We start from the raw sequence: 23307 nt of genomic DNA on the forward strand, positions 1-23307 counted from the left end.
GGCAATCGTTGGACTAATAAAAATTAACACCCTATAAGTTTTTTATGAAGTATTTAGTAAGTTTCCTTTTAGTTTTCTGCCTCTTTTCTTGCCAACAAGAAAGTCAAGTTGAACAGGATATAGAAAAGATAGAGGTTGATTTTACAGTAGAACGTTTTGATAAAGCTTTTGGAAATGCAACCCCTGATGAATTGCCAAAACTTAAAGCTGCTTTTCCATTTATGTTTCCAAAGCAGTATCCTGATGAGTTTTGGGAGGCACGAATGCAAGATACTTTGCAACAACAATTAATGACAGAAAGTAGTCAGATTTTTGATGATTTCAGTCAAGAGAAAGATGACATTATCAGACTTTTTCAGCATGTAAAATACTATTTCCCAGAATTTAGAATACCGCGCGTTATTACAACCACATCATCTGTAGATTATAGAAACAAAGTAATTGTAACAGATACCTTGGTGTTAATTTCTATCGATACCTATTTGGGGAAGGATCATAAGTTTTATGATGGAATTTCAACCTATCTAAAAGCTAATTTTGAAAGGAATCAAATGGTGGTAGATTTGGCTGCAGCTTATGCTGAAAAACAGGCCTATCAAACCGCGAGAAAAACCCTGTTGGACGAAATGATTTATTATGGTAAACAGCTGTATTTTAAAGACATGATGATTCCCTTTGTTTCAGATGCTGATAAAATAGGCTACACAGAAACGCAATTAGAATGGGCAGTTGAGAACGAATGGTTTATTTGGAATTATTTTATTGGCGAAGAATTGCTGTATGATACCAATGCCAAATTACCATCCAGATTTATTAATCCTGCGCCTTTTTCCAAGTTTTATTTAGAGCAAGTTGATAATGAGTCACCAGGTAGAGTTGGTCAATTTATAGGCTGGCAAATAGTTAAATCCTATATGGCGAATAATGACGTAACTATAAAAAGTATGTTAACAGCAGAACCTTTAGAAATTTTTAATAATAGTAAATATAAACCAAAAGATAATGGCTAATTTGAAATCAACGATAGAGCTAACAGTTGAATTAGATGAAAATCGTGTGCCCGAACATTTAACATGGACAGCCCAAGATGGAGGTATAGATAATGAAGAAGCAAAAGCAATGCTACTGTCTGTTTGGGACAGTAAAAACCAAGAAACATTGCGTATAGATTTGTGGACTAAAGATATGCCTGTAGACGAAATGAAATTGTTTTTTCATCAAACTTTAGTTGCTATGAGTGATACGTTTAATCGGGCTACTCAAGATGAGAAAATGACCGCAACTATGAAGGATTTTTGCGATTATTTTGCAGAAAAATTAGAGTTAAAGAAATAAGAAAACGTTTTAAACAGCTTGTTGTTACCTGATAATCATTTAGAAAAACATTCGTTTTTCATTTTAACGGAAAAACTTGGGAACATGCTTATATTTGAATTGCAATGAAGAAAACGCATCACGCGTCGCGTACTACTTCGAATTTATAATAAAGCTGGCTTCTACTTGAATCAACCAATCAGCATCCAAAGAATGTGCAACATATTTATAAACACTCCCCTTTAAATTAAGTGGTAAATAGCGGTTTTGGGTAATTAATTTTCCTACTCCAGCTCCTAATGGAATAGTCCATTGCTTATTGCTCTCCGCATTCCAGTTTGCAGTAATATTGGGGCTAGAATAGACATACCAACCGTTTTTTAAATTCTTTGATAGTATAATTTCAGAATTCAAAAAATTAACCTTTTCTGTATTACTATTTCCCGCAATCGACAGAAAGTTTTGTAGTCTAACCCCGTAGGTAAAAGTATTTGCTTGTTTTATAATGACAACTGTTGGACTTACAGAAAGCTTATCAAACCCTAAAGATTTATTTATCGATGGAAACAGAATAGCGGGGCCAAATCCCCAAGTAAAATTGCTGATTTTTGAAGGTGTTATGACGGACATAATTTGGATATTTCCAAAACCATTTGAATAACCTCTAATTGAAGGCGCATTTATCACTGGTATTTTAACGTTATTTATAAGGAGCCATTTTTGGGATATTGCCGTAGGAATTGTGGTTTGTAATTTTAAAACATTCATATTCTCATTAGAAATAGAAAGATTATAATGAAGTGGAATAACCGCCAAATTGGCAATTGGACTTTGTATTTTGTACTCAAGACTTGTGAGATCGGAATTATAATCATCAGAACCGAACTTTTCTTGAGCGTAAACAGAAAGTAGAAATAACCAAAAACATAGCATTAGTGTAAATTTTTTCATACCTGTATTTTTAAATTAATACTGAATTGGATTTATTGACTTACGCTATAAGTAATCAGAGAGTATTATAAATATAGAAAAATAAATTTTAATAAATTGATATTCATATATTTAAATATAAAATTAATTATGTTTTTTTATAAATTAGTAAATTTAATACGTTTCTAGATGAAGAATATCTTATAAAATGAACCTATAGATTTACGATGCAAATTCCATCAGGTATGCTTACCACTCATTAATCCGATTAGAATCTAGCTTAATAAAAATAAATAGCAAAATAGTAAACCCCCAAAGTCCGGAGCCACCATAACTAAAAAAGGGTAGTGGGATACCTATGGTAGGAATTAGGCCCATTACCATGCCTATATTAATCATGAAATGAAAGAATATTATGGAGGCAACGCTATACCCGTAAACACGACTAAATTGCGATTTTTGGAGTTCTGCCAAATGCAGAATCCGTAATAATAGAAGCACAAACACTAAAACAACAAAGGTGGTTCCAGCAAAACCCCACTCTTCGCCAACAGTACTAAATATATAATCGGTATGTTGTTCGGGAACAAATTTTCCCGTGGTTCGTGTGCCTTCTAAATAGCCTTTCCCTTTCCAACCACCAGAGCTAATAGCTTTTTCAGATTCATAGAGATTATACAGGATGTCACGTTGCATTTCTTGAATTTTTACCGGATCCTTCTCTAACCGAAGCCATAAACTAATCCGATCCTTTTGATGCGCTTGTAAAATATTTGTATAAAAAAAGTTTATTGAAAAAGAGATAATAGCGGCCGCACTAAGCATGGCTAATGGCTGTAATACCGATGGTCGTCGTTTTCTTAAAAAATGAAATGCAAATATTAAAACAGCCGAAGCTATAATAGTAATTACAATGCCAAATTTTAAAGCGGCTATAGATATAAATGCCAAAACTACAACAATAGATAAGTAAATTTTTGGTAAGCCTTCTCTGTATAAAACAAAGAAAAAAGAGGTGTAAACAAGTGTGCTTCCAGCATCGTTTTGCATGAGTACTAAAATAGCAGGAAGTGCTATTATAATGCAAAGGCGTATTTGATCTTTAAAGGTCTTAATGTCGGTATTTAAATCACTAACATATTTGGCAACCGCTAAAGCTGTGGCTGCTTTAGCAAACTCACTAGGTTGAATAGTCATACCACCAATACCATACCATGAAATAGCGCCATTTACTTTTTTCCCAAAGAGAAACAACCCAATAAGAGATAGCATGCTTATCAGGTAAATAACACTTGAAAACCGTTCATAAAATTTGGCTTCAATAGATAAAATTAAAACGATAAGAAAAAACGTTAGTATTATAAAAATGAGCTGCTTACCGTAAGGTTGTGAAAAATCAAAATAATCTATAGTATCACCAATATGAGAAGCCGAAAGGATGTTCATCCAACCAAAGCCAACCAACATCATAAATAAAACGATGGTAATCCAGTCAAACTTGAAATATTTATTTGTTTCTCTTGCCATTAGTATTAATTACTGGTGTGTAATTTGCTTTTTAATTTTTCTACTTCTTCTGGTGGAATTGGTTGAAAAGTGGATTGCCTATTAATTTTAAACGGCGCGCCAGAATATGGTTTCAAATATTCATGTTCCAAACTATAGGTTAAAATCCAATCTTGTAAATCGGTTCTTGTAATAGTTTCATTAATATATTTTTCAATCATTAAGCTGGCAATTTTTCCTGCATAAGTAGAACCGTAATGGCCATTTTCCACAAAAACAGCAATGGCAATTTTAGGGTCATCTTTAGGTGCGAATGCTATAAATAAGGAATGATCTGTTAATTGTGTGCGTTTGCCTTCAATGATGGCGAAATTTTCAGCCGTTCCCGTTTTTCCACAAATTTCAATACCTGGAACGCGGAGTGAACGTGCTGTTCCGTTGTTTTCATATACGTCAAATAAGCCCTCTACTACAGGTTCAAAATGTTTTTTATCAATTGTTGTATAGTTTGGTGTGGTAAATTTCGGATCTAATTTTTGACCTTCAATATGTTTAATGATATGTGGTGTGTAATAAAACCCTCGATTGGCTATAGCAGCTGTCATATTTGCTAAATGTACAGGTGTGACTAAAATTTCACCTTGACCAATGGAGTTTGAAATAATAGTTGTTGCGCCCCAATTAAAATCAGGGTACCATTTGTCATAATACGCACCATCTGGGATATTTCCTTTTTTTCCAATAGGTAAATCGGTACCTAAAAACTGTCCCAATCCAAAGCTTTTTACATGCTCGCTCCAGATATCCATAGCTTTGCTAGAATTAGGAACAATATCCAAACTGCGTCTGAAAATAGTGGCGAAATAGGAGTTACAAGATTTAGAAATTCCAGAAATTAAATCGCGATTCCCTCCACCACAGTGGCAACCCATAGTGCCACGACGACCATAATGATAAACACCAGAGCAAAACACATTGGTTTGCGGTGTAATTACACCTTCTTGTAAAGCGGTTAAGGCTACAATAGCCTTAAAAGGTGAACCAGGTTCGTGAACGCGCAAAAGTCCTTTATCTATTAAAGGTAAGTGGATACTGTCATTATATAATCTGGTGTAATTTCTAGAACGTTTTCGACCAACCAATAAATTTGGATCATATGAAGGCGCTGATACCAAAGCTAAAATTTCACCTGTTTTTGGTTCTAAAGCAACAATTCCACCACGCTTATTGGACATGAGTAATTCGCCATATTCCTGTAATCGTTGGTCAATAGTAATGGTAATGTCTTTACCTTGTTTGGGTATGGTATCGTGTTTTCCGTCTTGATAGGGACCAATGTCCCGATTGAAACGGTCTTTTTGGATGAATTTAATACCTTTAACACCACGCAACTCTTCTTCATAAGATAATTCTACACCTTGTTTTCCAATTAAATCGCCCATAATATAGTACGGATTCTTTTCAATCTGGCTTGGTGTCGCTTCAGCAATAAAGCCTAAAACATTGGCTCCAACCGTTGTTTGATAATCACGAAGCAATCGTTTTTGGATATAGAATCCTTCGTATTTTCGCATTTTCTCCTGTAAAACCGCATAATCCTCTTTAGATAAATGGGCTATAAAAACAGAGGGTAATCTAGGCGAATAATTATAAGCACGTTTATAGGTTTTTAAAAATTGTTCCTTGGTTATTTTTAAAAGTGAACAAAATTCGGTTGTATCTAAAGGTTTTACGTCACGAGGAATAACCATCACATCATAGGATGGTTGATTGCCTACTAAAAGTTTGTTATTTCTATCATAAACAAAGCCACGTTTGGGGTAATCGTATACTTTACGGATAGCATTGTCATTTAGGATATCATGCGCTTCTGCTGAATATATCTGCAAATAGAATAGCCTACCAATAAAAGTAAAGCCTACAATAATGATAATAAAAAAGAGTAAAAATTGTCGCATTAAGTTTTCCTACTGAATAAAATGGTTGTTATTAAACACAGTATAATAGTGAATATACTTGAAAATAACGTTTTTTGAAGCACCAAAATTATATCATTAAAGTTAAATATTTCTAAAGCGAATAGAATGAAGTGGTGAATGAAAGTTAAAATGATAAAATAAATGACTTTGGCTCCAAAATCTACATTTTTAAACTTAATAGTGTGATGCTCATAAACAGAGCCAAAACAGAATTTAAGTACAACAGGTCTTATAAAAGCTATAGTTACTGCTGCAGCTGCATGAACGCCTCCAGAATCTGAAAACATATCTATTGTTAATCCTAGTGCAAAACTTAATAAAAGAAAAACAAGTCGGTTATTGTTTACAGGAAATAACAAGATAAAAATAACATATATATACGGATTTATTGACCCTAAAAAGTTAATATGGTTAAACACCAAAACTTGCGCCAACACAAGCACAATAAACTGAACGCTATATAAAAGGACGTTATTATTCATTGCTAGGTTTTAGTAAACTGTTTATTTCAGGCTTATCAACATTTTCTATAATGTACACATATTCAATATCGGTCATGTCATTAAAAAGCTGGACGTCTATGGTATAGAAATTTTCGGCTACATCTAGTCTAAAATCTTGAATCGTTCCAACGGGAATTCCTTTTGGAAAAATTACCGAACGGCCCGAAGTTACAATAGTATCGCCTTTTTTTAAGGGTGCAATTTTAGAAATTTCATTTAACTGCACAACATGAGGTGATTTGGTGTCCCACATTAATGACCCAAAATGATTGGAGTTTTTTAATTGAGCACTAATTTTAATATTAGTATTTAATATGGATAAAACCGTTGCGAACTTATTACTGGTTTGATCTACTATTCCTAAAATTCCATTTGGTGTAATAACCCCGAAATCCTGTTGAATGCTGTCGCGTTTTCCGCGATTAATAAGTAAGACATTGTTTTTTACTGAATAACTATTTTTTATTACACGCGCCGTTGTAAACTTATAATTAACACCCGAATAAATACTATCGGATATAAAACTAGAATTAATAGTATCGTGTGGTGTGTGTAAAACAGAATTTAAACGCGCATTTTCTTCTTGTAAAAGTTGATTTTGCGATTCTAAATTGAAATATACGGTTAAGTTATTTACGGAATTATAAACACCTCCCGTAACAAAATTAGCCGAATTTATAAACTTACTTTTATGATAAGAATGCGATTGAATTGTAAAAATAACGGCAATAAAAAGCAACAGCAAATACAACAAAAAAGTTTTGTTTCTTAAAAAGAATTTAATGATTTGTTGCATGAGTTAGTATGCTATTTTATCAAGACGCTTTTAAACTTTGATAAATTTTTAAGCGTGATACCTGTTCCCCGAACTACTGCACGTAAAGGATCTTCAGCAATGTACACTGGTAAATCCGTTTTCTGTGATAAACGCTTATCTAATCCGCGAAGCATAGAACCACCACCAGCTAAATAAATACCTGTATTATAAATATCGGCAGCTAATTCTGGGGGCGTTTGAGATAGTGTTTCCATAACAGCATCTTCAATACGCAAAATAGATTTATCAAGCGCTTTAGCAATTTCACGGTAGGAAATTTGAACTTGTTTTGGTTTACCTGTTAGTAAATCACGACCTTGAACACTCATGTCTTCTGGAGGTAATTCTAAATCTTCGGTAGCAGCACCAATTTGAATTTTTATCTTTTCGGCAGTACGTTCACCCACATATAAATTATGTTGTGTACGCATGTAATAAATTATGTCATTGGTGAAAACATCACCAGCAATTTTAACCGATTTGTCACAAACAATACCACCCAAAGCAATTACGGCAATTTCGGTAGTACCACCACCTATATCTACAATCATGTTTCCTTTGGGTTGCATAATATCTACTCCAATACCAATAGCGGCTGCCATAGGTTCATGAATTAAGTATACTTCTTTACCGTTAACACGCTCACAAGATTCCTTAACCGCACGCATTTCTACTTCTGTAATCCCCGAAGGAATACAAACTACCATACGCAAGGATGGTGGGAATAATTTTTTCTTAAGGGCAGGGATATTTTTTATAAACAGACTAATCATTTGCTCACTGGCATCAAAATCTGCAATTACACCATCTTTTAATGGCCTAATAGTTTTAATGTTTTCATGAGTTTTTCCTTGCATCATGCTGGCTTCTTTTCCAACGGCAATTATTTTTCCAGAAATTCTATCACGTGCAACAATAGACGGACTATCCACAACCACCTTGTCATTATGAATAATAAGGGTGTTTGCAGTACCTAAATCTATTGCAATTTCTTCAGTTAAGAAGTCAAAAAATCCCATGTGCTTAAGTCGTTTATTTGAGGGTTGTTAATCAAATCTTGTAAATGTAATAAAAGTATTGCAATTATTATCTGTGGTTTACTTATTGGATGATTTTTATATCTGTTTTTATTTGAAATTTCGTTGAAAGCAATACTGATTTTCACTTTCATAAAAATACTAATGTTTAAAATGACGTGTTCCTGTCATAACCATGGACACATTATTTTCATTACAATAATCCACACTTAACTGATCCTTTATAGAACCACCTGGTTGAATGACCGCTGAAATTCCTGCATTATCGGCAATTTCAACACAATCAGGGAATGGGAAAAAAGCATCACTTGCCATAACCGCACCTTTTAAATCGAAATTAAAAGATTGTGCCTTGTGAATAGCTTGATTTAAAGCGTCCACACGACTGGTTTGTCCGGTTCCACTAGCGCATAATTGCTTATTTTTTGCTAAAACGATGGTGTTAGATTTAGTGTGCTTACAAATTTTAGATGCAAATATTAAATCTTCTAACTCACTTTCGCTTGGTTTATTGTTAGTGGCATAGGTTAAATTCTCAATAGTGTCTGTTAAACTATCGCGTTCTTGAACTAAAACACCATTTAAACAGGTTCTCACAATAGTTTTTGGAAGTTCAATATCGTTTTGCGTTAATAAAATACGGTTCTTTTTACCTTTTAAAATTTCTAAAGCAGATTCAGAAAAAGAAGGTGCAATAACCACTTCGCAAAATAAACTATGGATTTCAGTTGCCGTTGCTTGGTCAATTTCCGTATTGCAGATTAAAATGCCTCCAAATGCCGAAACAGGGTCTCCAGCTAAAGCATCTGTATACGCTTGTTTTACGGTATTTCTTTGCGCAAAACCACAGGCGTTATTGTGTTTTAAAATAGCAAACGTTGGCGCTTCACCTTTAAATTCATTCATTAAATTTACAGCTGCATCTACATCTAATAAGTTGTTGTAGCTTAATTCTTTGCCATGAAGCTTGGTAAACATAGCGTCAAAATTGCCGAAGAAAAATCCTTTTTGGTGTGGGTTTTCGCCATAACGCAAAACTTGACCATTGTTTTCGCTTAATTTAAAACTGGCAATCTCATGATCTTGGTTGAAATAATTAAAAATAGCCGAATCGTAATGAGATGATACATTGAAGGATTTTGCTGCAAAACGTTTTCTGTCTGCTTCCGTTGTTTCTCCTTTTTGAGTTTCAAGTAACTCTAAAAATTCCTTATAATCATTTACAGAAGCCACGCAAACTACATCGGCATAATTTTTAGCTGCAGCGCGGATAAGTGAAATACCACCAATATCAATCTTTTCAATAATATCTTGTGTGTCGGCACCTGAAGCTACCGTTTTTTCAAAGGGATATAAATCTACAATGACTAGATCTATTTGCGGAATATTAAATTCAGCCAATTCTGCAACATCACTTGTATTATTTTGTCTGTTTAAAATACCGCCAAAAACTTTTGGGTGTAATGTTTTTACGCGACCTCCCAAAATAGATGGGTAGGAGGTTACATCTTCAACAGGAACGACAGGAATGCCTAGATCCTTAATGAATTTTTCGGTTCCTCCTGTGGAGTATATCGTAACGTTTTGTTGGTGTAATGTTTTTACAATTGGCGCTAACCCGTCTTTACTGAAAACAGAAATTAATGCCGATTTAATAGTTTTAGTTGTACTCATGTGTGTTGTGTTGTTTTATGCCTGCAAAAGTAGGGAATTACATTAAAAAAAGTGGTTGTGTTTTGGTTTAAAACACAACTGTTTTTCAACTTAAAAAGGAAGTTATTAACAGTTATAAAATTGTAGCAACTTTTTTGCAAACAAACTCCAAAAAGCGTTCATCCATTTCTGTAAACGGATCGGGTGTATTGGAATCGATATCAATTTGTCCAATATTCTGACTATTTACAAAAATAGGGACTACAATTTCAGCCTTTACGGTTAGGCTGCACGCAATATAATTATCTTGAGCAGACACATCGGGAACCACAAAGTTCTGATTACTAATAGCAACTTGACCACAAATACCTTTTCCAAACGGAATAATGGTATGATCTGTAGGTTCACCAACATAAGGGCCTAATTTTAATTCGTTTTTATCACCATTTTTAAAATAAAAACCAACCCAATTATAATAGGGTATTTCTTTTTCAAGTAAAGCACAAATAGCTAATAGTCTGTCATCTACAGATGTTTCTGTTTGTTGAATAATTTCAGTTACAGCAGGTTTTAATTCTTGGAGTGTCATTAGTTTTTTAAGTTTCCGCAAAAGTATTTAAATTGCAATGATTTATACGTGTCAATTTGTATAACTTTAACAACGAAATGACTAAAATTTTAGCGTGAAAAAACTACTTCAAAAATACAAATCGGTTATTAGATTTATACTCACGTTTTTGTTGGTTTATGCGGTTATGACGTTTGGGTATAAATTTTATTTGCAATTATCAACCGGTGCGGTTTATTATCCGGATTATATGACACATATTGTGGCGCAACAAAGTGCGGATTTGCTGCAAACATTGGGTTATGAGGCGCAGGTGTTGCCACATCCAGATGAAGCGTCCATGAAACTTTTTATCAATGAGAAATATGTAGCACGTGTTATTGAAGGCTGTAATTCCGTAAGTGTTATCATTCTGTTTATGGCATTTATTCTAGCGTTTTCAGGTCGTTTTAAAACAACTATTATTTACCTTTTAGCTGGAAGCGTTTTGATTTATGTTGTTAATTTATTTCGTGTGGTGATACTTTCAGTTGGGTTATTCCATTATCCATGGCGAAAAGATATTTTGCATACCGTTATTTTTCCTGCCATTATTTATGGTATGGTGTGTTTGCTTTGGGTAGTTTGGGTTAACCGATTTTCAAAAATAGCTTCCAACAAATGAGTAAAGCATTAACTTATTTAACTATTGGAGTTTTAGCTACACTGTTAGTGTTAATCCGTGTATTTGAGCAACAGTTGTTTTACGATCCGTTTTTAGCATTTTTTCAAAACGATTATCTTTATATTGATTCACCAAGACGTGAAGTGTTTAAGCTCACCGCTTTTACCAGTTTGCGTTTTCTATTGAATACGGTTCTGTCTCTAGGTATTTTATTTGCCATTTTTAAAGATGTCAGCGTGCTTAAATTTTCGTTATTAATTTATGGTGCTGCTTATCTGATTCTTATTTTATTGTTTTTGTATTTTGTAATCAATCCGAAACAAGAGGATTATTATTTGTTTTTTAATACGCGACGCTTTTTAATTCAGCCACTTATTCTTTTACTTCTTATTCCGGCTTTTTTCTATCATAAGAAGAATACCGCGCATTAATCAAGCTTAAAAATTATTTTATCAAACACATTTATTGTAAATTTGCAGCACAATTACGGTATGATAAAAACCTTTATATATAAAACATTTTCTGCTAGCATGGCTTTGTTAGTCTTATTTTCAACGGTATCTTTTACTGTTGAAAAGCATTTTTGTGGTGATGTTTTAATTGATGCAGCCGTTTTTGATACCGCTGAAAAATGCACATCAGACAGTTATGAGCTAAAAGCAGCTATGGATTGCTGTAAAGACACGATTGATGTTATAAAAGGTCAAGATGAATTAAGCGTAAAAACGTTCAATGACCTCGATTTTGATCAGCAGTTATTTATAGCGACTTATGCGCATACTTACTTAAATTTATTTGAAGGTTTACCACAATTGGTTATTCCTCATGAAAACTATTCTCCTCCCAACTTGATTTTCGATATTCAGATTCTGGATCAAGTTTTCATCATTTGATTATTTAACGATTTTTATTTTGTGAGTTTTTCCTCATAAAAACCCTATTGGTTTTGTGTGTCAGTGGCTTCATTGATTAACAAAACAACTTATAAATACGTTAAATTTTAATTCGATATTAATAATGATACATACATATACCATTTCAGGGATGACCTGCAATGGCTGTGAAAATTTAGTGGAAGATGCGCTAATAAAGCTGGATGCCATTCAAGATGTTCAAGTCCATATAGAAGCTTCAGAAGCAAGCATGACATTGAAAAAAGAGATAGGCTTGTCCACATTACAAGAGGCACTTCCGAAACAGTTCACCATCAAACCAAATCTTTCTTAATATGAAAAATATATTATTTATTTTAGGCTTTATGCCATTTTTGGTTATGTCTCAAGATAACTTGAAAGGTGTAATTTTAGAAGCCAATCAAGATCAAAAAGAAATGCCTGTGGCAGGTGCCAATGTTTATTGGTTAAACACTGCTGTTGGTGCTGTTACGGATTTTGACGGGAATTTTACCATTCCTTATCAATCTGATTATGAAAAATTAGTCGTCAGTTTTGTAGGTTATAAAACGGATACGATTTCTGTTAATTCTGTCAAGCCTATAAAGCATTTATTAGAACCAACAAGTGCATTGGATGAGGTTGTCGTAACCTCCAGAAATCAAGCTACAGCAAAATCATATTTACAATCCCAAAATATTATGGTGGTAAGTAGCGATGAATTATTAAAAGCAGCTTGTTGTAATTTGGCAGAAAGCTTTGAAACCAATCCATCAATTGATGTAAATTTTGCGGATGCCGTTTCGGGAACACGACAAATAAAAATGTTAGGATTAACCACGCCTTATATTTTGATTGCTACAGAAAACATTCCGTCTATTCGCGGTGCATCTCAAGCTTACGGATTAAGTTTTATTCCAGGTACTTGGGTAGAAAGTATTCAAATTGGTAAAGGCGCCGGAAGTGTGGTTAATGGTTTTGAAAGTATTGCAGGGCAAATAAATGCCGAACTAGTAAAACCTTCAACGGATAAAAAATTATTTGTCAATCTTTATGGTGGCAATAATGATCGCTATGAATTAAATACTCATGTAAATACCAAAGTAAGTGAGAAATGGGCAACCGGTTTATATCTTCATGGCAGTACTCAAAACACGAAACATGACGTAAATGATGATAATTTTATGGATATGCCAACCTACAATCAGATTAATGTAATGAACAGGTGGCAATATACCAACCCGGAAAAGGGTATTGTTAGCTTTATTAATTTGAAGTATTTAAACGATGGTAAGCAAACAGGAGAAGTCAATTTTAATCCAGACACAGACAAAGGAACTACGAATGCTTGGGGAAGTGAAATTGATACCGAACGTTATGAGGTGTCTGCAAAGTTGGGTTATGTAAACCCGAACATTCCGTATCAAAGTATTGGTGTTCAAACGGCTTTTAGTCGGCATGAACAGGATTCTTATTTTGGGCTGAATGTTTATGATATTGTTCAAAACAGTTTATATGCCAATGCCATGTACAATACCTTAATTGGTGATACACGTCATAAAGTAAAAACAGGTTTAAGTTTTACTTATGATCATTATGATGAGTTGGTAAATACCCAAGATTACGAACGAACGGAATCATCTGTAGGTGCATTTTTTGAGTATAATTATGATAATTTAGAGAACTTAAACCTAACGGCCGGTGTTCGTGTAGATGAGCATAATTTACTCGGATTTTTTGTAACGCCAAGATTGCATTTGCGATATACACCTTGGGAAAAGTCAGCATTTAGAGCATCCGTTGGTCGTGGAAAACGTAGTGCGAATATCTTTACAGAAAATCAACAAATGTTTGCAACATCAAGAACAATTAACATTGTTAATTCTGGAGGTGCTGTTTATGGGCTAGACCCAGAAATTGCTTGGAATTACGGCGTTTCATTCCTGCAAGGGTTTAATTTGTTTGGTAGAAAAGGTGATGTGACGTTTGATTATTACCGCACCGATTTTCAAAATCAAATTGTCGTAGATTATGAAAACCCACAGGCAGTCAGTTTTTATAATTTGGAAGGTGATAGTTATGCCAATAGTTTTCAAGCAGAAGTAAATTATACTATATTTAATCGTTTTGATTTACGTTTGGCTTACAAGTATTACGATGTTAAAACCCAATACCAATCCGGTAAATTGGATAAGCCATTAACGCCAAAACACCGTTTCTTTGCCAACGCTGGATATGAAACGCATCAAACCGATTCTGGTGGTCATTGGAAATTTGATGCCACATATAATTGGTTAAGTAAGCAACGTTTTTCGTCCACGCAAACAAATCCAGTAGCGTATCAATTACCAAAGTATACACCAACGGTTGGAACTTTAAATTTGCAGGTCACTAAAGTATTTTCTCCGAAATTTGAAGTATATTTAGGAGGCGAAAACGTCACCAATGTGCGTCAAGATAATCCAATTGTAGCAGCCGATGATCCGTTTGGCGCTAATTTTGATACCACATTTGTATATGGACCCGTATTTGGTAGTATGTATTATGCCGGATTGCGATTTAAAATTAATTAAAACTAAAAATAATAATCAGATTTCTGTTTTTACAGAATTCATAAAAGAAAAACAACATGAAAAAATTAGGAATATTAATAGTTATGCTTTTTGGTTTAACAGCCTTTTCACAAGATAAGAACGCCAGAGCCTCTATAGAAGTAGATGGTGTTTGTAATATGTGTAAAGAACGCATTGAGAAAGCATGTATTAGAACAAAAGGTGTAAAATCGGCTGTATGGAATGTAGAGACTCATGAGTTAAAGCTGATTTTTGATGAACGTAAAACCGATTTAAAAACCATTAATCAAAGTATTGCCGATATTGGTCACGATACCAAAGAAATCAAAGCAAGCGATGATGCTTATAATAGCTTACATGCCTGTTGCTTATATAGAGATGAAGCAGTACAAGAGGATCATAAAAATGATTAATTAACGGAAAACTATATAGAAAACCCAAGCATAAAGTTTGGGTTTTTTTATTGTTGACATATTCCATTAAAATGATTAACTTACTATATCATTAAAAAAGAAGAACCATGTCAAGAAAACTAATCCTATCCAGTAATTCTCAAGTGCAAGTTTCAGGTGTAAAAAATGCCTTGGACGAAGCGCAAATTGCATATTTTGAAATTAATAAATCTGATTCTTCCTATCCGGGAATTTTAGGTCAAATTGAAATTCATGTTCATGATGCTGATGAAGCCAAAGCTTTATTAGTAATTAAGGATTTGGTAAACAATTAAGGGTTTCCAAGTCCTATTGTATTGTTATGGCTTCTGGTTTCGGAATTCCATTAATCAGTAATATTCACAGGCACCATAAGTTTTTTTTAGCCACCAAATGTTTTAGAAGACGTGTTATAATTTAAAAGTGATTCCCTAATACTATCAAAACGTATTTGATTTTATTAGCGTGTTGTTTCTAATTGGTATAAAGTATTATCACTAAAAAACGCCTCAAGAAATTGAGGCGTTTTTAGTAGTATAAATTAGCTTATAAAGTTTTGGACTACATCATGCCTGGCATTCCGCCACCGCCCATTGGCATAGCAGGTGCATCTTCTTTAATGTCAATTAAAGCACATTCAGTCGTTAAAATCATTCCTGCAACAGATGCTGCATTTTCTAATGCTACACGTGTTACTTTTTTAGGATCGATAATTCCAGCTTTTAGCATATCAACATAGGTTCCTGATTTAGCATCAAAACCAAAGTCTTTTTTACCTTCTAATACTTTAGCAATTACAACGCTTCCTTCGCCACCTGCATTTTCAACAATGGTTCTTAAAGGTGCTTCAATAGCACGTGCTACAATTTGGATACCTGTAACTTCGTCTAAATTTTCAGCTGTTAATTTTTGTAATAAACCAATGGCTCTTACAAGCGCAACACCACCACCAGCAACAATGCCTTCTTCAACGGCAGCTCTAGTTGCGTGAAGTGCATCATCCACACGGTCTTTCTTTTCTTTCATTTCCACTTCACTAGCCGCACCAACATAAAGTACAGCAACACCTCCAGCTAATTTGGCTAAACGTTCTTGAAGTTTTTCCTTATCATAATCGCTTGTTGTTGTTTCAATTTGCGCTTTGATTTGGTTTACACGGTTTTTAATGGCGCTAGCATCTCCAGAACCATTTACAATAGTGGTATTATCCTTATCAATAGTTACTGTTTCAGCAGTTCCTAACATGCTTAAATCGGCGTTTTCTAATGAAAAACCACGCTCTTCAGAAATAACAACACCACCTGTAAGAATAGCAATATCTTCTAACATGGCTTTACGTCTGTCTCCAAAACCAGGTGCTTTAACAGCAGCAATTTTAAGTCCACCACGTAATTTATTTACAACTAATGTTGCAAGTGCTTGACCTTCTACATCTTCAGCGATAATTAATAATGGTCTTCCAGATTGGGCAACTGGTTCTAAAATTGGAAGTATTTCTTGTAAGTTCGAAATTTTCTTGTCAAATAATAAAATGTATGGATTTTCTAAATCAGCAACCATTTTATCAGAATCAGTAACAAAGTAAGGCGATAAATAACCTCTGTCAAATTGCATGCCTTCTACAACATCCACATAGGTTTCCATTCCCTTCGCTTCTTCAACGGTAATAACACCTTCTTTGCCAACTTTACTAAACGCTTTGGCAATTAAATCGCCAATTGTTTCATCGTTGTTCGCAGAAATAGAAGCAACTTGCTTTATTTTTTCAGAAGAATTCCCAACTTGTTTGGACTGCTTAGCAAGATCTGCAACAATAGTCTCAACAGCTTTGTCAATACCGCGTTTTAAATCCATTGGATTTGCACCTGCCGCTACGTTTCTTAAACCTTCTTTTACAATTGCCTGCGCCAATACGGTAGCTGTAGTTGTGCCATCACCAGCTAAATCGTTGGTTCTACTAGCAACTTCTTTTACCATTTGTGCGCCCATATTTTCAAGCTCATTTTCAAGCTCTACTTCTTTAGCAACTGTTACACCATCTTTAGTTACTTGTGGTGCACCAAAACTTCTACTAATAATTACGTTACGACCTTTTGGTCCTAATGTTACTTTTACTGCATTTGCTAATGCATCCACACCACGTTTTAAACCGTCGCGTGCGTCAATATCAAATTTTATATCTTTTGCCATAATGAATAATTTTATTTAAAATTTTAAACGTTAAAAAATCAGTAATCAGATTCCAAAAAGGAATTCAAGTGTGTCAATTTTAAATGTTTATAATTTGTTTATTGGATGTTTGAATTTTTACGATTAAACTATTGCTAGAATGTCGCTTTCGCGCATAATTAGATAATCTTTACCCTCTAATTTTAATTCCGTTCCTGCGTATTTGCCATAAAGAACAGTATCACCAACCTTAACAGTCATAGGCTCGTCTTTAGTGCCTTTTCCTGCTGCCATTACTTTGCCTTGTTGTGGTTTTTCTTTTGCATTATCCGGAATAATAATTCCTGATGCTGTTTTCGTTTCAGCTGCTTCTGGTTCAATAAGAACACGGTCTGCTAATGGTTTAATTTTTAATGCCATTTTTGTATGTTGTTTTATTAATTATAATTTTAATTACTGCTTTAGCAGTATGCTAAAAATGTGCCAATAGCAGTATACTGACAAAATTTCATTCATTCCCTTTAGGGTACAAAAAAAGCCAACTGAAAAGTTGGCTTTTTTTGTTTTTTTGTAACACGTTCTATTTAGAAGCGTCTGGTGTTTCCGTGCTTTCATTAGTTGCGGCTGGAACAGCAGGTGCAACAGGAGCAGGTTGTTGTGTATTGATTTGTTCAATAGCTTTGGACTCTGCAGTTCCTGTTCTGCTAATAGTAACATTAGAAACTAAAATTAACACCAACATAATTGTAGCTAGTGTCCAGGTGCTTTTGTCTAAAAAGTCTGTTGTTTTTTTAACACCACCTAGTTGTTGAGTGCCACCACCACCAAATGATGATGATAATCCGCCACCTTTAGGGTTTTGAACCATTATAACTACTATTAGTAAAAAGGCAACCACTACAATAAGTGCTAAAAATATGGTAAACGTACTCATGTTATTCGTTATTTTGTTCTTGTAATTGTTTTACTGCTTTAATTTGGTCTGCAAAGAAACCACTTTTTTCTGGATATTTCAAACTTAAAATGTTGTAAGATTGAATTGCTTTTTTATAGTTCTTTTGCTCTAAATAAATTCGGGCTAAAGTTTCAGTCATTAAGGCTTCTGGCTGAATCATTTGTGCATCAGCAATATTGGTGTTTACAGTGGTTGTTTTTTTTGGTTTTAACTTCGGGTTTTTGGTGATAAATTCATCAATTAAATCAAACTTTTTACTGCGTTCTGTTTCCGAATTATCTGTGTTTTCTATACCACTTTCAATTGGTTTTTCGCTCTTTATATTATCAGTTCCCCGATTAATTGGTTCAAAACGTGTAAGCATTAACCATTCATTAAAGGAATGTTTTTCTTGATGATTAAACTGTAACGGTTGACCTAGCTTTAAAACTTGGTCAGGAGCAGGCGAGTCTGACGTATTCGATTCAATTGTTTTATTTTTTGAAATGTCTTCAACTGGTAATGCCTCATCAATCTGAAAATGCGCTATGGGTGGTTTACTCGTTTTAAGTTGAAACAATTCTGGATCTAACGTGCCTTCCGTGTCTGTAATTTGTTGCTTTAAAACATCATCAACCCGACTTCTTTTATTAAATGACATGTCTTCAGAATCAACTTCAATAGATTTAATATGGTCTAAATGTTGTTTAATATGCTGTGATATTTCATTTTGCAAAAAGGCTTCAGACGTAATAAAATCAAATAAAATACTTCTATCGGTGGTATATGCAGCGGTTACTTTTAACTCATTATTATATTTAATACTAGATTTGGATTTTAATCCTTTTAAATAACTAGCACGAGCCGCTTGAAAATAAGGGTATTGCTCCAAAATCGCTTTCAATTCCGCTGTTTGTTGTGGCGAAATATCTTGGGGTTTCTGTATGATTTTAGAAAATTCAGCAGCTGTTATCATATTACCATTTTGCTAATGTTGCATTAAAAATATCTTGTGTTAAACGCTCGAATATTTCAGCTAAAGCGGTGTCTTTTTGAGAGCCTGTTAATAATGCTGCTCCAGCATAATCATAAAAGAATGAGAAGCGTTGCTCTAAATTATCTTCTTCGTTTTTCATATTGTAAAAACGAACATTTACCGTAACATTCAATCGGTTTTGAGCGGCTGTGTTATTGGCTGTTGCTGTAGTAGGCGAAATACGATATTCTGTAATCTCTCCTTCGTAAACCAAATCACCACTAGACTTTACTAAATCTAAATTGGTTTGATTTATTAATAAATCGGTTAAAGCATTCGTAAAGTCCCGATCTAAACCAGGTTCTACTAAAATAGCATTATTTTGAAAATAATTGACTTGAAATGTTTTAACATCGGGAGCAATGGAGGCTCCTGTAAACGAATAGGCGCCACAACCCAAAAAGGTGATTAAAACGATAGCTGATAAAACTATTTTTATGATTTTCATAAATTAATTTTTAAAACCAATTACAGGTCGTATTGTTTAATTTTTCTATATAATGTCCGTTCGCTAATGCCTAATTCGGCAGCTGCTAATTTACGCTTTCCGCCATGGCGTTCCAACGATTTTTTTATGAGTTCTAATTCCTTATCATGTAAGGACAGCGTTTCTTCTTCTTCAATTTCTTCAGCAAAATGATATTTGTCTGTTGCTGTTTCAATAGGTTCATCAGAATAGGTGTCACTTGGTTTTTCAGGAATGGAAAGTACTTCTAAATCTTCATAAGCCTCTTGGGTGTCATCATCTACTTCGCCATAAATTTTATCGATAAGGCTCTCATTTTTCTTCTGAACTTCTGAAGCATTTCCAGTTTTCATTAGTTCCATGGTGAGTTTCTTTAAATCGTTTAAATCACTTTTCATGTCAAAAAGCACTTTATATAGAATTTCACGTTCGCTACTAAAATCGCTTTCCGATTTTGTATTACTAATTACAGCGGGTAATTGCGAGCTTTCTGAAGGTAAATAATGTCTCAACGTGTCTGCCGAAATTTCCCTAGTTTGTTCTAAAACGGAAATTTGTTCGGCAACATTGCGCAACTGTCTAATATTTCCATTCCAGCGAAACTTTAATAATATAGCGACAGCTTCATCGGATAATTTGATGGTTGGCATTTTATATTTTAAAGCAAAATCACTAGCAAACTTTCTAAATAATAAATGAATATCCTCTTTTCGGTTTCGTAGCGGTGGTAAATTGATTTCAACTGTACTTAAGCGGTAGAATAAATCTTCCCGGAATTTTTCTTTTTTAATTGCGTCAAACATATTAACGTTTGTAGCTGCAACAATGCGCACATTGGTTTTTTGTACTTTACTGGAACCTACTTTTATAAATTCGCCATTTTCTAAAACTCGTAATAAACGTACCTGGGTTGTTAGTGGTAATTCACCAACTTCATCTAAAAAAATGGTGCCACCATCGGCTACTTCAAAATAACCATTTCGAGTGGCTGTAGCACCTGTAAAAGCACCTTTTTCATGGCCGAAAAGTTCACTGTCAATTGTGCCTTCTGGAATGGCACCACAGTTTACGGCAATATATTTACCGTGTTTTCTGTGAGATAGGGAATGGATAATTTTAGGAATACTTTCTTTACCCACACCAGATTCACCAGTTACTAAAACCGAAATATCTGTTGGTGCTACTTGAATAGCTTTTTCAATGGCGCGATTAAGTGTTGGGTCGTTTCCAATTATGCCGAAACGCTGTTTGGTTGCTTGTACTGATTCCATATCTAATTTCCTGCGAAGGCAGGAATCTTATTAATTATTAATAGCTCCTTTTTATTCTGAATACCCAACAGCCTCGCCAATGAGTGTTGCTGTGGTACAGTCTATTATTTTTACGTTTACAAATTCGCCTACTTTATAATGTTCTTTCGGAAAAACTACAACTGTATTTTGTGAGGTTCGTCCAGACCAGTCTAAATCGGATTTTTTCGATTCTTTTTCAATCAACACTTCATGGATTTGGCCTAAATTTGCCAATGTTTTTTTATGACCATTAGCACGTTGCACATCAATAATTTCTTGTAAACGACGTTTTTTTGTGTCTTCTGGAACATCATCTTTCATATTTCTACCAGCCATGGTTCCTGGTCTTTCTGAATAGGCATACATAAAACCAAAATCGTATTGAACAAATTCCATTAAGCTCAACGTATCTTGATGATCGGCTTCTGTTTCTGTTGGAAAACCTGCAATCATATCTTGACTTATAGCGCAATTTGGGAGAATACGTTTTATATTGGTAATGAGATCCATATATTCTTCACGTGTATGCTGCCTGTTCATTTCCTTTAAAATGCGGTTGCTACCACTTTGTATTGGTAAATGAATATGGTTACAGATGTTTTTATATTTTGCCATGGTTTCTACAACATCCAACGTCATGTCTTGCGGGTTAGATGTAGAGAAACGTATGCGCATTTTAGGTTGTGCTTGGGCACATTGTTCTAATAATTTCGAGAAATTGATAGCTGTTGCTTTTTGCATGTCACTTGCTTTTTCAAAATCTTTTTTCAGTCCGCCGCCATACCATAAATAACTGTCTACATTCTGACCTAGAAGTGTAATTTCTTTATACCCTTTGCTCCATAAATCGTTTATTTCCTCCATAATACTTTGAGGATCTCGACTACGTTCACGACCTCGAGTAAAAGGAACAACGCAAAATGTACACATATTATCGCAGCCACGCGTAATGGAAACAAATGCCGTAACACCATTCGTGTTTAAACGTACTGGAGAAATATCACCGTAGGTTTCATCTTTAGAGAGTATGACGTTTATGGCGTCACGACCAGCTTCCACTTCAGAAAGCAGATTGGGCAAATCTTTATAAGCATCTGGGCCAACAACGAGATCTACAATTTTTTCTTCATCTAAAAATTTACTTTTCAAACGTTCTGCCATACAGCCTAAAACACCGACTTTCATTTTAGGATTTATCTTTTTTACGGCATTGTATTTTTCTAAACGCTTACGAATGGTTTGTTCAGCTTTGTCACGAATAGAGCAGGTGTTTACTAAAACCAAATCAGCTTCTTCTAGCTTTTGGGTTGTGTTAAATCCTTCGTTGGTAAGAATGGAAGCCACAATTTCGCTATCGCTAAAATTCATAGCACAGCCGTAACTTTCAATAAAAAGTTTGCGTGTATTGGATTCTTTGGCTTCTAGTATAAGGGTTTCACCTTGTTTTGATTCGTCTATAATCTTCTCCATAAATGCATCTGAAATGAGGTTCAGTCAATAAGTATGCAAAGTTACAATTATTTTTTACACTGTGACAAAGTGTCATATAATAAAAAATAATTTTGCGCATGCTATAAAATTAACCGTAATTTGAAATCTATCACGAACTAATTAACCACTTATGAACACAATGAATTCACTTTTAGAAAAAATTGCGAATGCACCTTCGTTAGATTTTGGTACTATTTTTAGCGACGCGTTTGATTTGTTTAAGAAAACTTGGGTACAAGGCTTTTTATTGCAAATTATAACGTTCATTATTGTATTACCTTTTATTCTGTTATTATATTTACCATTGTTGGGTATAATTATTTCTCAAGCAACAACAGGGGATCAAGATCCTGAAGCGTTTCAGGCTTATTTTGCAGGTTTGGGAATTATGTATATGCTGTTTTTTATAGCAGGTATATTAGTGCTAAGTGTTGTTTCCCTAGCATTGAATGCAGGTTTTTTTAGAATTATGAAACGATTAGACCATAATGAGCCTATTAAAACATCAGATTTCTTTTATTATCTAAAAGGAAAATATTTTGGAAAGCTACTGATATTAATGTTTGCAGCTTTATTTATTAGTTTAATAGCTGTTATGCTTTGTATATTGCCTATAATTTATGTTGTTGTTCCCATATATTTCTTCTCCATTATTTTTGCCTTCAATCCAGAATTACCTGCTGGTGACATTATAAAGGCTAGTTTTAAATTAGGAAACAAAAAATGGTTATTAGTATTTGGTTTAACTATAATCGCGTCACTTTTAGCACAAATTGTTGGTATGCTAATGTGCGGTATAGGTATTTTAGTTACAGCACCGTTTGTATACCATCCTATGTATTTAGTTTATAAAAATGTAATTGGTTTTGAAGATGAAGTACCAACCAATCATATTGTATCGTAAATTGTAAAAACATTTAATTTTATATTTAATACCTGTATTTAAAATTGTTTAAATACAGGTTTTTTATTGGTAGTAGGGATAAAATAAAGCATAGGAATTTTTAAAAATTAGGAACATGTACTTTTTTTCATATACATTTGTAGCCTT

General features: G+C 34.1%; 25 protein-coding genes. 10 read left to right on the forward strand and 15 right to left on the reverse strand.

Translation table 11 applies throughout. From position 1 onward, the window contains the following. Positions 1-44 precede the first annotated feature (44 nt). Positions 45-1010: a gliding motility lipoprotein GldB gene (gene gldB / locus GMA17_RS00295; protein WP_248397848.1), complete on the forward strand. Its 966-nt coding sequence runs from the start codon at positions 45-47 to the stop codon at positions 1008-1010. Further along, a complete protein-coding gene (gene gldC, locus GMA17_RS00300; protein WP_248397850.1) occupies positions 1003-1335 on the forward strand; it encodes a gliding motility protein GldC in 333 nt (110 codons plus the stop codon). Before gldB ends, gldC begins: the two co-directional genes overlap by 8 nt. Before the next feature lie 132 nt (positions 1336-1467). Here the strand turns inward: gldC and GMA17_RS00305 are convergent, their stop codons facing one another. The 8 genes from GMA17_RS00305 to GMA17_RS00340 all read right to left on the reverse strand — a co-directional run bounded on the left by GMA17_RS00305 (position 1468) and on the right by GMA17_RS00340 (position 10328). Further along, entirely contained in the window at positions 1468-2265 is a 798-nt protein-coding gene (locus GMA17_RS00305; protein ID WP_248397853.1) for a neuromedin U, read from the reverse strand. Positions 2266-2493: 228 nt separating this feature from the next. Continuing rightward, complete coding sequence (gene rodA, locus GMA17_RS00310) at positions 2494-3771, reverse strand: rod shape-determining protein RodA (RefSeq protein WP_248397855.1); 1278 nt, start codon at positions 3769-3771, stop codon at positions 2494-2496. A gap of 5 nt (positions 3772-3776) precedes the next feature. Further along, positions 3777-5708, reverse strand: coding sequence for a penicillin-binding protein 2 (gene mrdA / locus GMA17_RS00315; protein ID WP_248397858.1), 1932 nt, complete (start codon positions 5706-5708; stop codon positions 3777-3779). After that, the gene (gene mreD / locus GMA17_RS00320) at positions 5708-6211 is read right to left on the reverse strand and encodes a rod shape-determining protein MreD (protein WP_248397861.1); all 504 of its coding nucleotides are present in this window, start codon (positions 6209-6211) and stop codon (positions 5708-5710) included. Before mreD ends, mrdA begins: the two co-directional genes overlap by 1 nt. Continuing rightward, on the reverse strand, positions 6204-7028 hold the full coding sequence (mreC, locus tag GMA17_RS00325; RefSeq protein ID WP_248397864.1) for a rod shape-determining protein MreC: 825 nt from the start codon (positions 7026-7028) through the stop codon (positions 6204-6206). Before mreC ends, mreD begins: the two co-directional genes overlap by 8 nt. Before the next feature lie 11 nt (positions 7029-7039). Further along, positions 7040-8068 carry a rod shape-determining protein gene (locus GMA17_RS00330; protein WP_248397866.1) on the reverse strand — a complete coding sequence of 343 codons (1029 nt, stop codon included), beginning with the start codon at positions 8066-8068 and terminating at the stop codon, positions 7040-7042. A gap of 159 nt (positions 8069-8227) precedes the next feature. Next, complete coding sequence (gene purH, locus GMA17_RS00335; RefSeq protein WP_248397869.1) at positions 8228-9760, reverse strand: bifunctional phosphoribosylaminoimidazolecarboxamide formyltransferase/IMP cyclohydrolase; 1533 nt, start codon at positions 9758-9760, stop codon at positions 8228-8230. Between the two features lie 112 nt (positions 9761-9872). Continuing rightward, the gene (locus GMA17_RS00340; RefSeq protein WP_248397872.1) at positions 9873-10328 is read right to left on the reverse strand and encodes a GAF domain-containing protein; all 456 of its coding nucleotides are present in this window, start codon (positions 10326-10328) and stop codon (positions 9873-9875) included. Between the two features lie 94 nt (positions 10329-10422). Between GMA17_RS00340 and xrtF the strand changes: the two genes are divergently transcribed. The 7 genes from xrtF (at position 10423) to GMA17_RS00375 (ending at position 15164) form a co-directional block, all read left to right on the forward strand. Further along, positions 10423-10971, forward strand: coding sequence for an exosortase family protein XrtF (gene xrtF / locus GMA17_RS00345; RefSeq protein WP_248397874.1), 549 nt, complete (start codon positions 10423-10425; stop codon positions 10969-10971). Further along, positions 10968-11402 carry an exosortase F system-associated protein gene (locus GMA17_RS00350; RefSeq protein ID WP_248397877.1) on the forward strand — a complete coding sequence of 145 codons (435 nt, stop codon included), beginning with the start codon at positions 10968-10970 and terminating at the stop codon, positions 11400-11402. Before xrtF ends, GMA17_RS00350 begins: the two co-directional genes overlap by 4 nt. Before the next feature lie 60 nt (positions 11403-11462). Further along, a complete protein-coding gene (locus GMA17_RS00355; RefSeq protein ID WP_248397879.1) occupies positions 11463-11864 on the forward strand; it encodes a hypothetical protein in 402 nt (133 codons plus the stop codon). A 124-nt stretch (positions 11865-11988) separates the two neighbouring features. Continuing rightward, complete coding sequence (locus GMA17_RS00360) at positions 11989-12198, forward strand: heavy-metal-associated domain-containing protein (protein ID WP_248397882.1); 210 nt, start codon at positions 11989-11991, stop codon at positions 12196-12198. A 1-nt stretch (position 12199) separates the two neighbouring features. Then, a complete protein-coding gene (locus tag GMA17_RS00365; protein WP_248397885.1) occupies positions 12200-14437 on the forward strand; it encodes a TonB-dependent siderophore receptor in 2238 nt (745 codons plus the stop codon). A 56-nt stretch (positions 14438-14493) separates the two neighbouring features. Further along, on the forward strand, positions 14494-14850 hold the full coding sequence (locus GMA17_RS00370) for a heavy-metal-associated domain-containing protein (RefSeq protein ID WP_248397888.1): 357 nt from the start codon (positions 14494-14496) through the stop codon (positions 14848-14850). 107 nt (positions 14851-14957) lie between these two features. Further along, positions 14958-15164: a DUF2007 domain-containing protein gene (locus tag GMA17_RS00375; RefSeq protein ID WP_248397891.1), complete on the forward strand. Its 207-nt coding sequence runs from the start codon at positions 14958-14960 to the stop codon at positions 15162-15164. Between the two features lie 265 nt (positions 15165-15429). Here the strand turns inward: GMA17_RS00375 and groL are convergent, their stop codons facing one another. The 7 genes from groL to miaB form a co-directional block, all read right to left on the reverse strand. Further along, the gene (gene groL / locus GMA17_RS00380; RefSeq protein WP_248397894.1) at positions 15430-17058 is read right to left on the reverse strand and encodes a chaperonin GroEL; all 1629 of its coding nucleotides are present in this window, start codon (positions 17056-17058) and stop codon (positions 15430-15432) included. 123 nt (positions 17059-17181) lie between these two features. Further along, entirely contained in the window at positions 17182-17457 is a 276-nt protein-coding gene (groES, locus tag GMA17_RS00385) for a co-chaperone GroES (RefSeq protein WP_066248585.1), read from the reverse strand. 160 nt (positions 17458-17617) lie between these two features. Continuing rightward, positions 17618-17971, reverse strand: coding sequence for a preprotein translocase subunit SecG (gene secG / locus GMA17_RS00390; protein ID WP_248397897.1), 354 nt, complete (start codon positions 17969-17971; stop codon positions 17618-17620). A gap of 1 nt (position 17972) precedes the next feature. Next, a complete protein-coding gene (locus GMA17_RS00395; RefSeq protein ID WP_248397900.1) occupies positions 17973-18947 on the reverse strand; it encodes a hypothetical protein in 975 nt (324 codons plus the stop codon). Position 18948: 1 nt separating this feature from the next. Next, on the reverse strand, positions 18949-19455 hold the full coding sequence (locus GMA17_RS00400; protein ID WP_248397903.1) for an LptE family protein: 507 nt from the start codon (positions 19453-19455) through the stop codon (positions 18949-18951). Between the two features lie 20 nt (positions 19456-19475). Beyond that, positions 19476-20744 carry a sigma-54-dependent Fis family transcriptional regulator gene (locus tag GMA17_RS00405; protein ID WP_248397906.1) on the reverse strand — a complete coding sequence of 423 codons (1269 nt, stop codon included), beginning with the start codon at positions 20742-20744 and terminating at the stop codon, positions 19476-19478. 51 nt (positions 20745-20795) lie between these two features. Then, positions 20796-22235, reverse strand: a complete 1440-nt coding sequence (gene miaB, locus GMA17_RS00410) for a tRNA (N6-isopentenyl adenosine(37)-C2)-methylthiotransferase MiaB (RefSeq protein ID WP_248397909.1) — start codon at positions 22233-22235, stop codon at positions 20796-20798. A 151-nt stretch (positions 22236-22386) separates the two neighbouring features. On the opposite strand from miaB, the gene GMA17_RS00415 reads away from it, so the two are divergent. Beyond that, the gene (locus tag GMA17_RS00415) at positions 22387-23160 is read left to right on the forward strand and encodes a hypothetical protein (protein WP_248397912.1); all 774 of its coding nucleotides are present in this window, start codon (positions 22387-22389) and stop codon (positions 23158-23160) included. Positions 23161-23307 lie beyond the last annotated feature (147 nt).

It is taken from the genome of Bizionia sp. M204, assembly GCF_023205095.1.
In the GTDB taxonomy this organism is placed as follows: domain Bacteria; phylum Bacteroidota; class Bacteroidia; order Flavobacteriales; family Flavobacteriaceae; genus Algorimicrobium; species Algorimicrobium hallyeonense.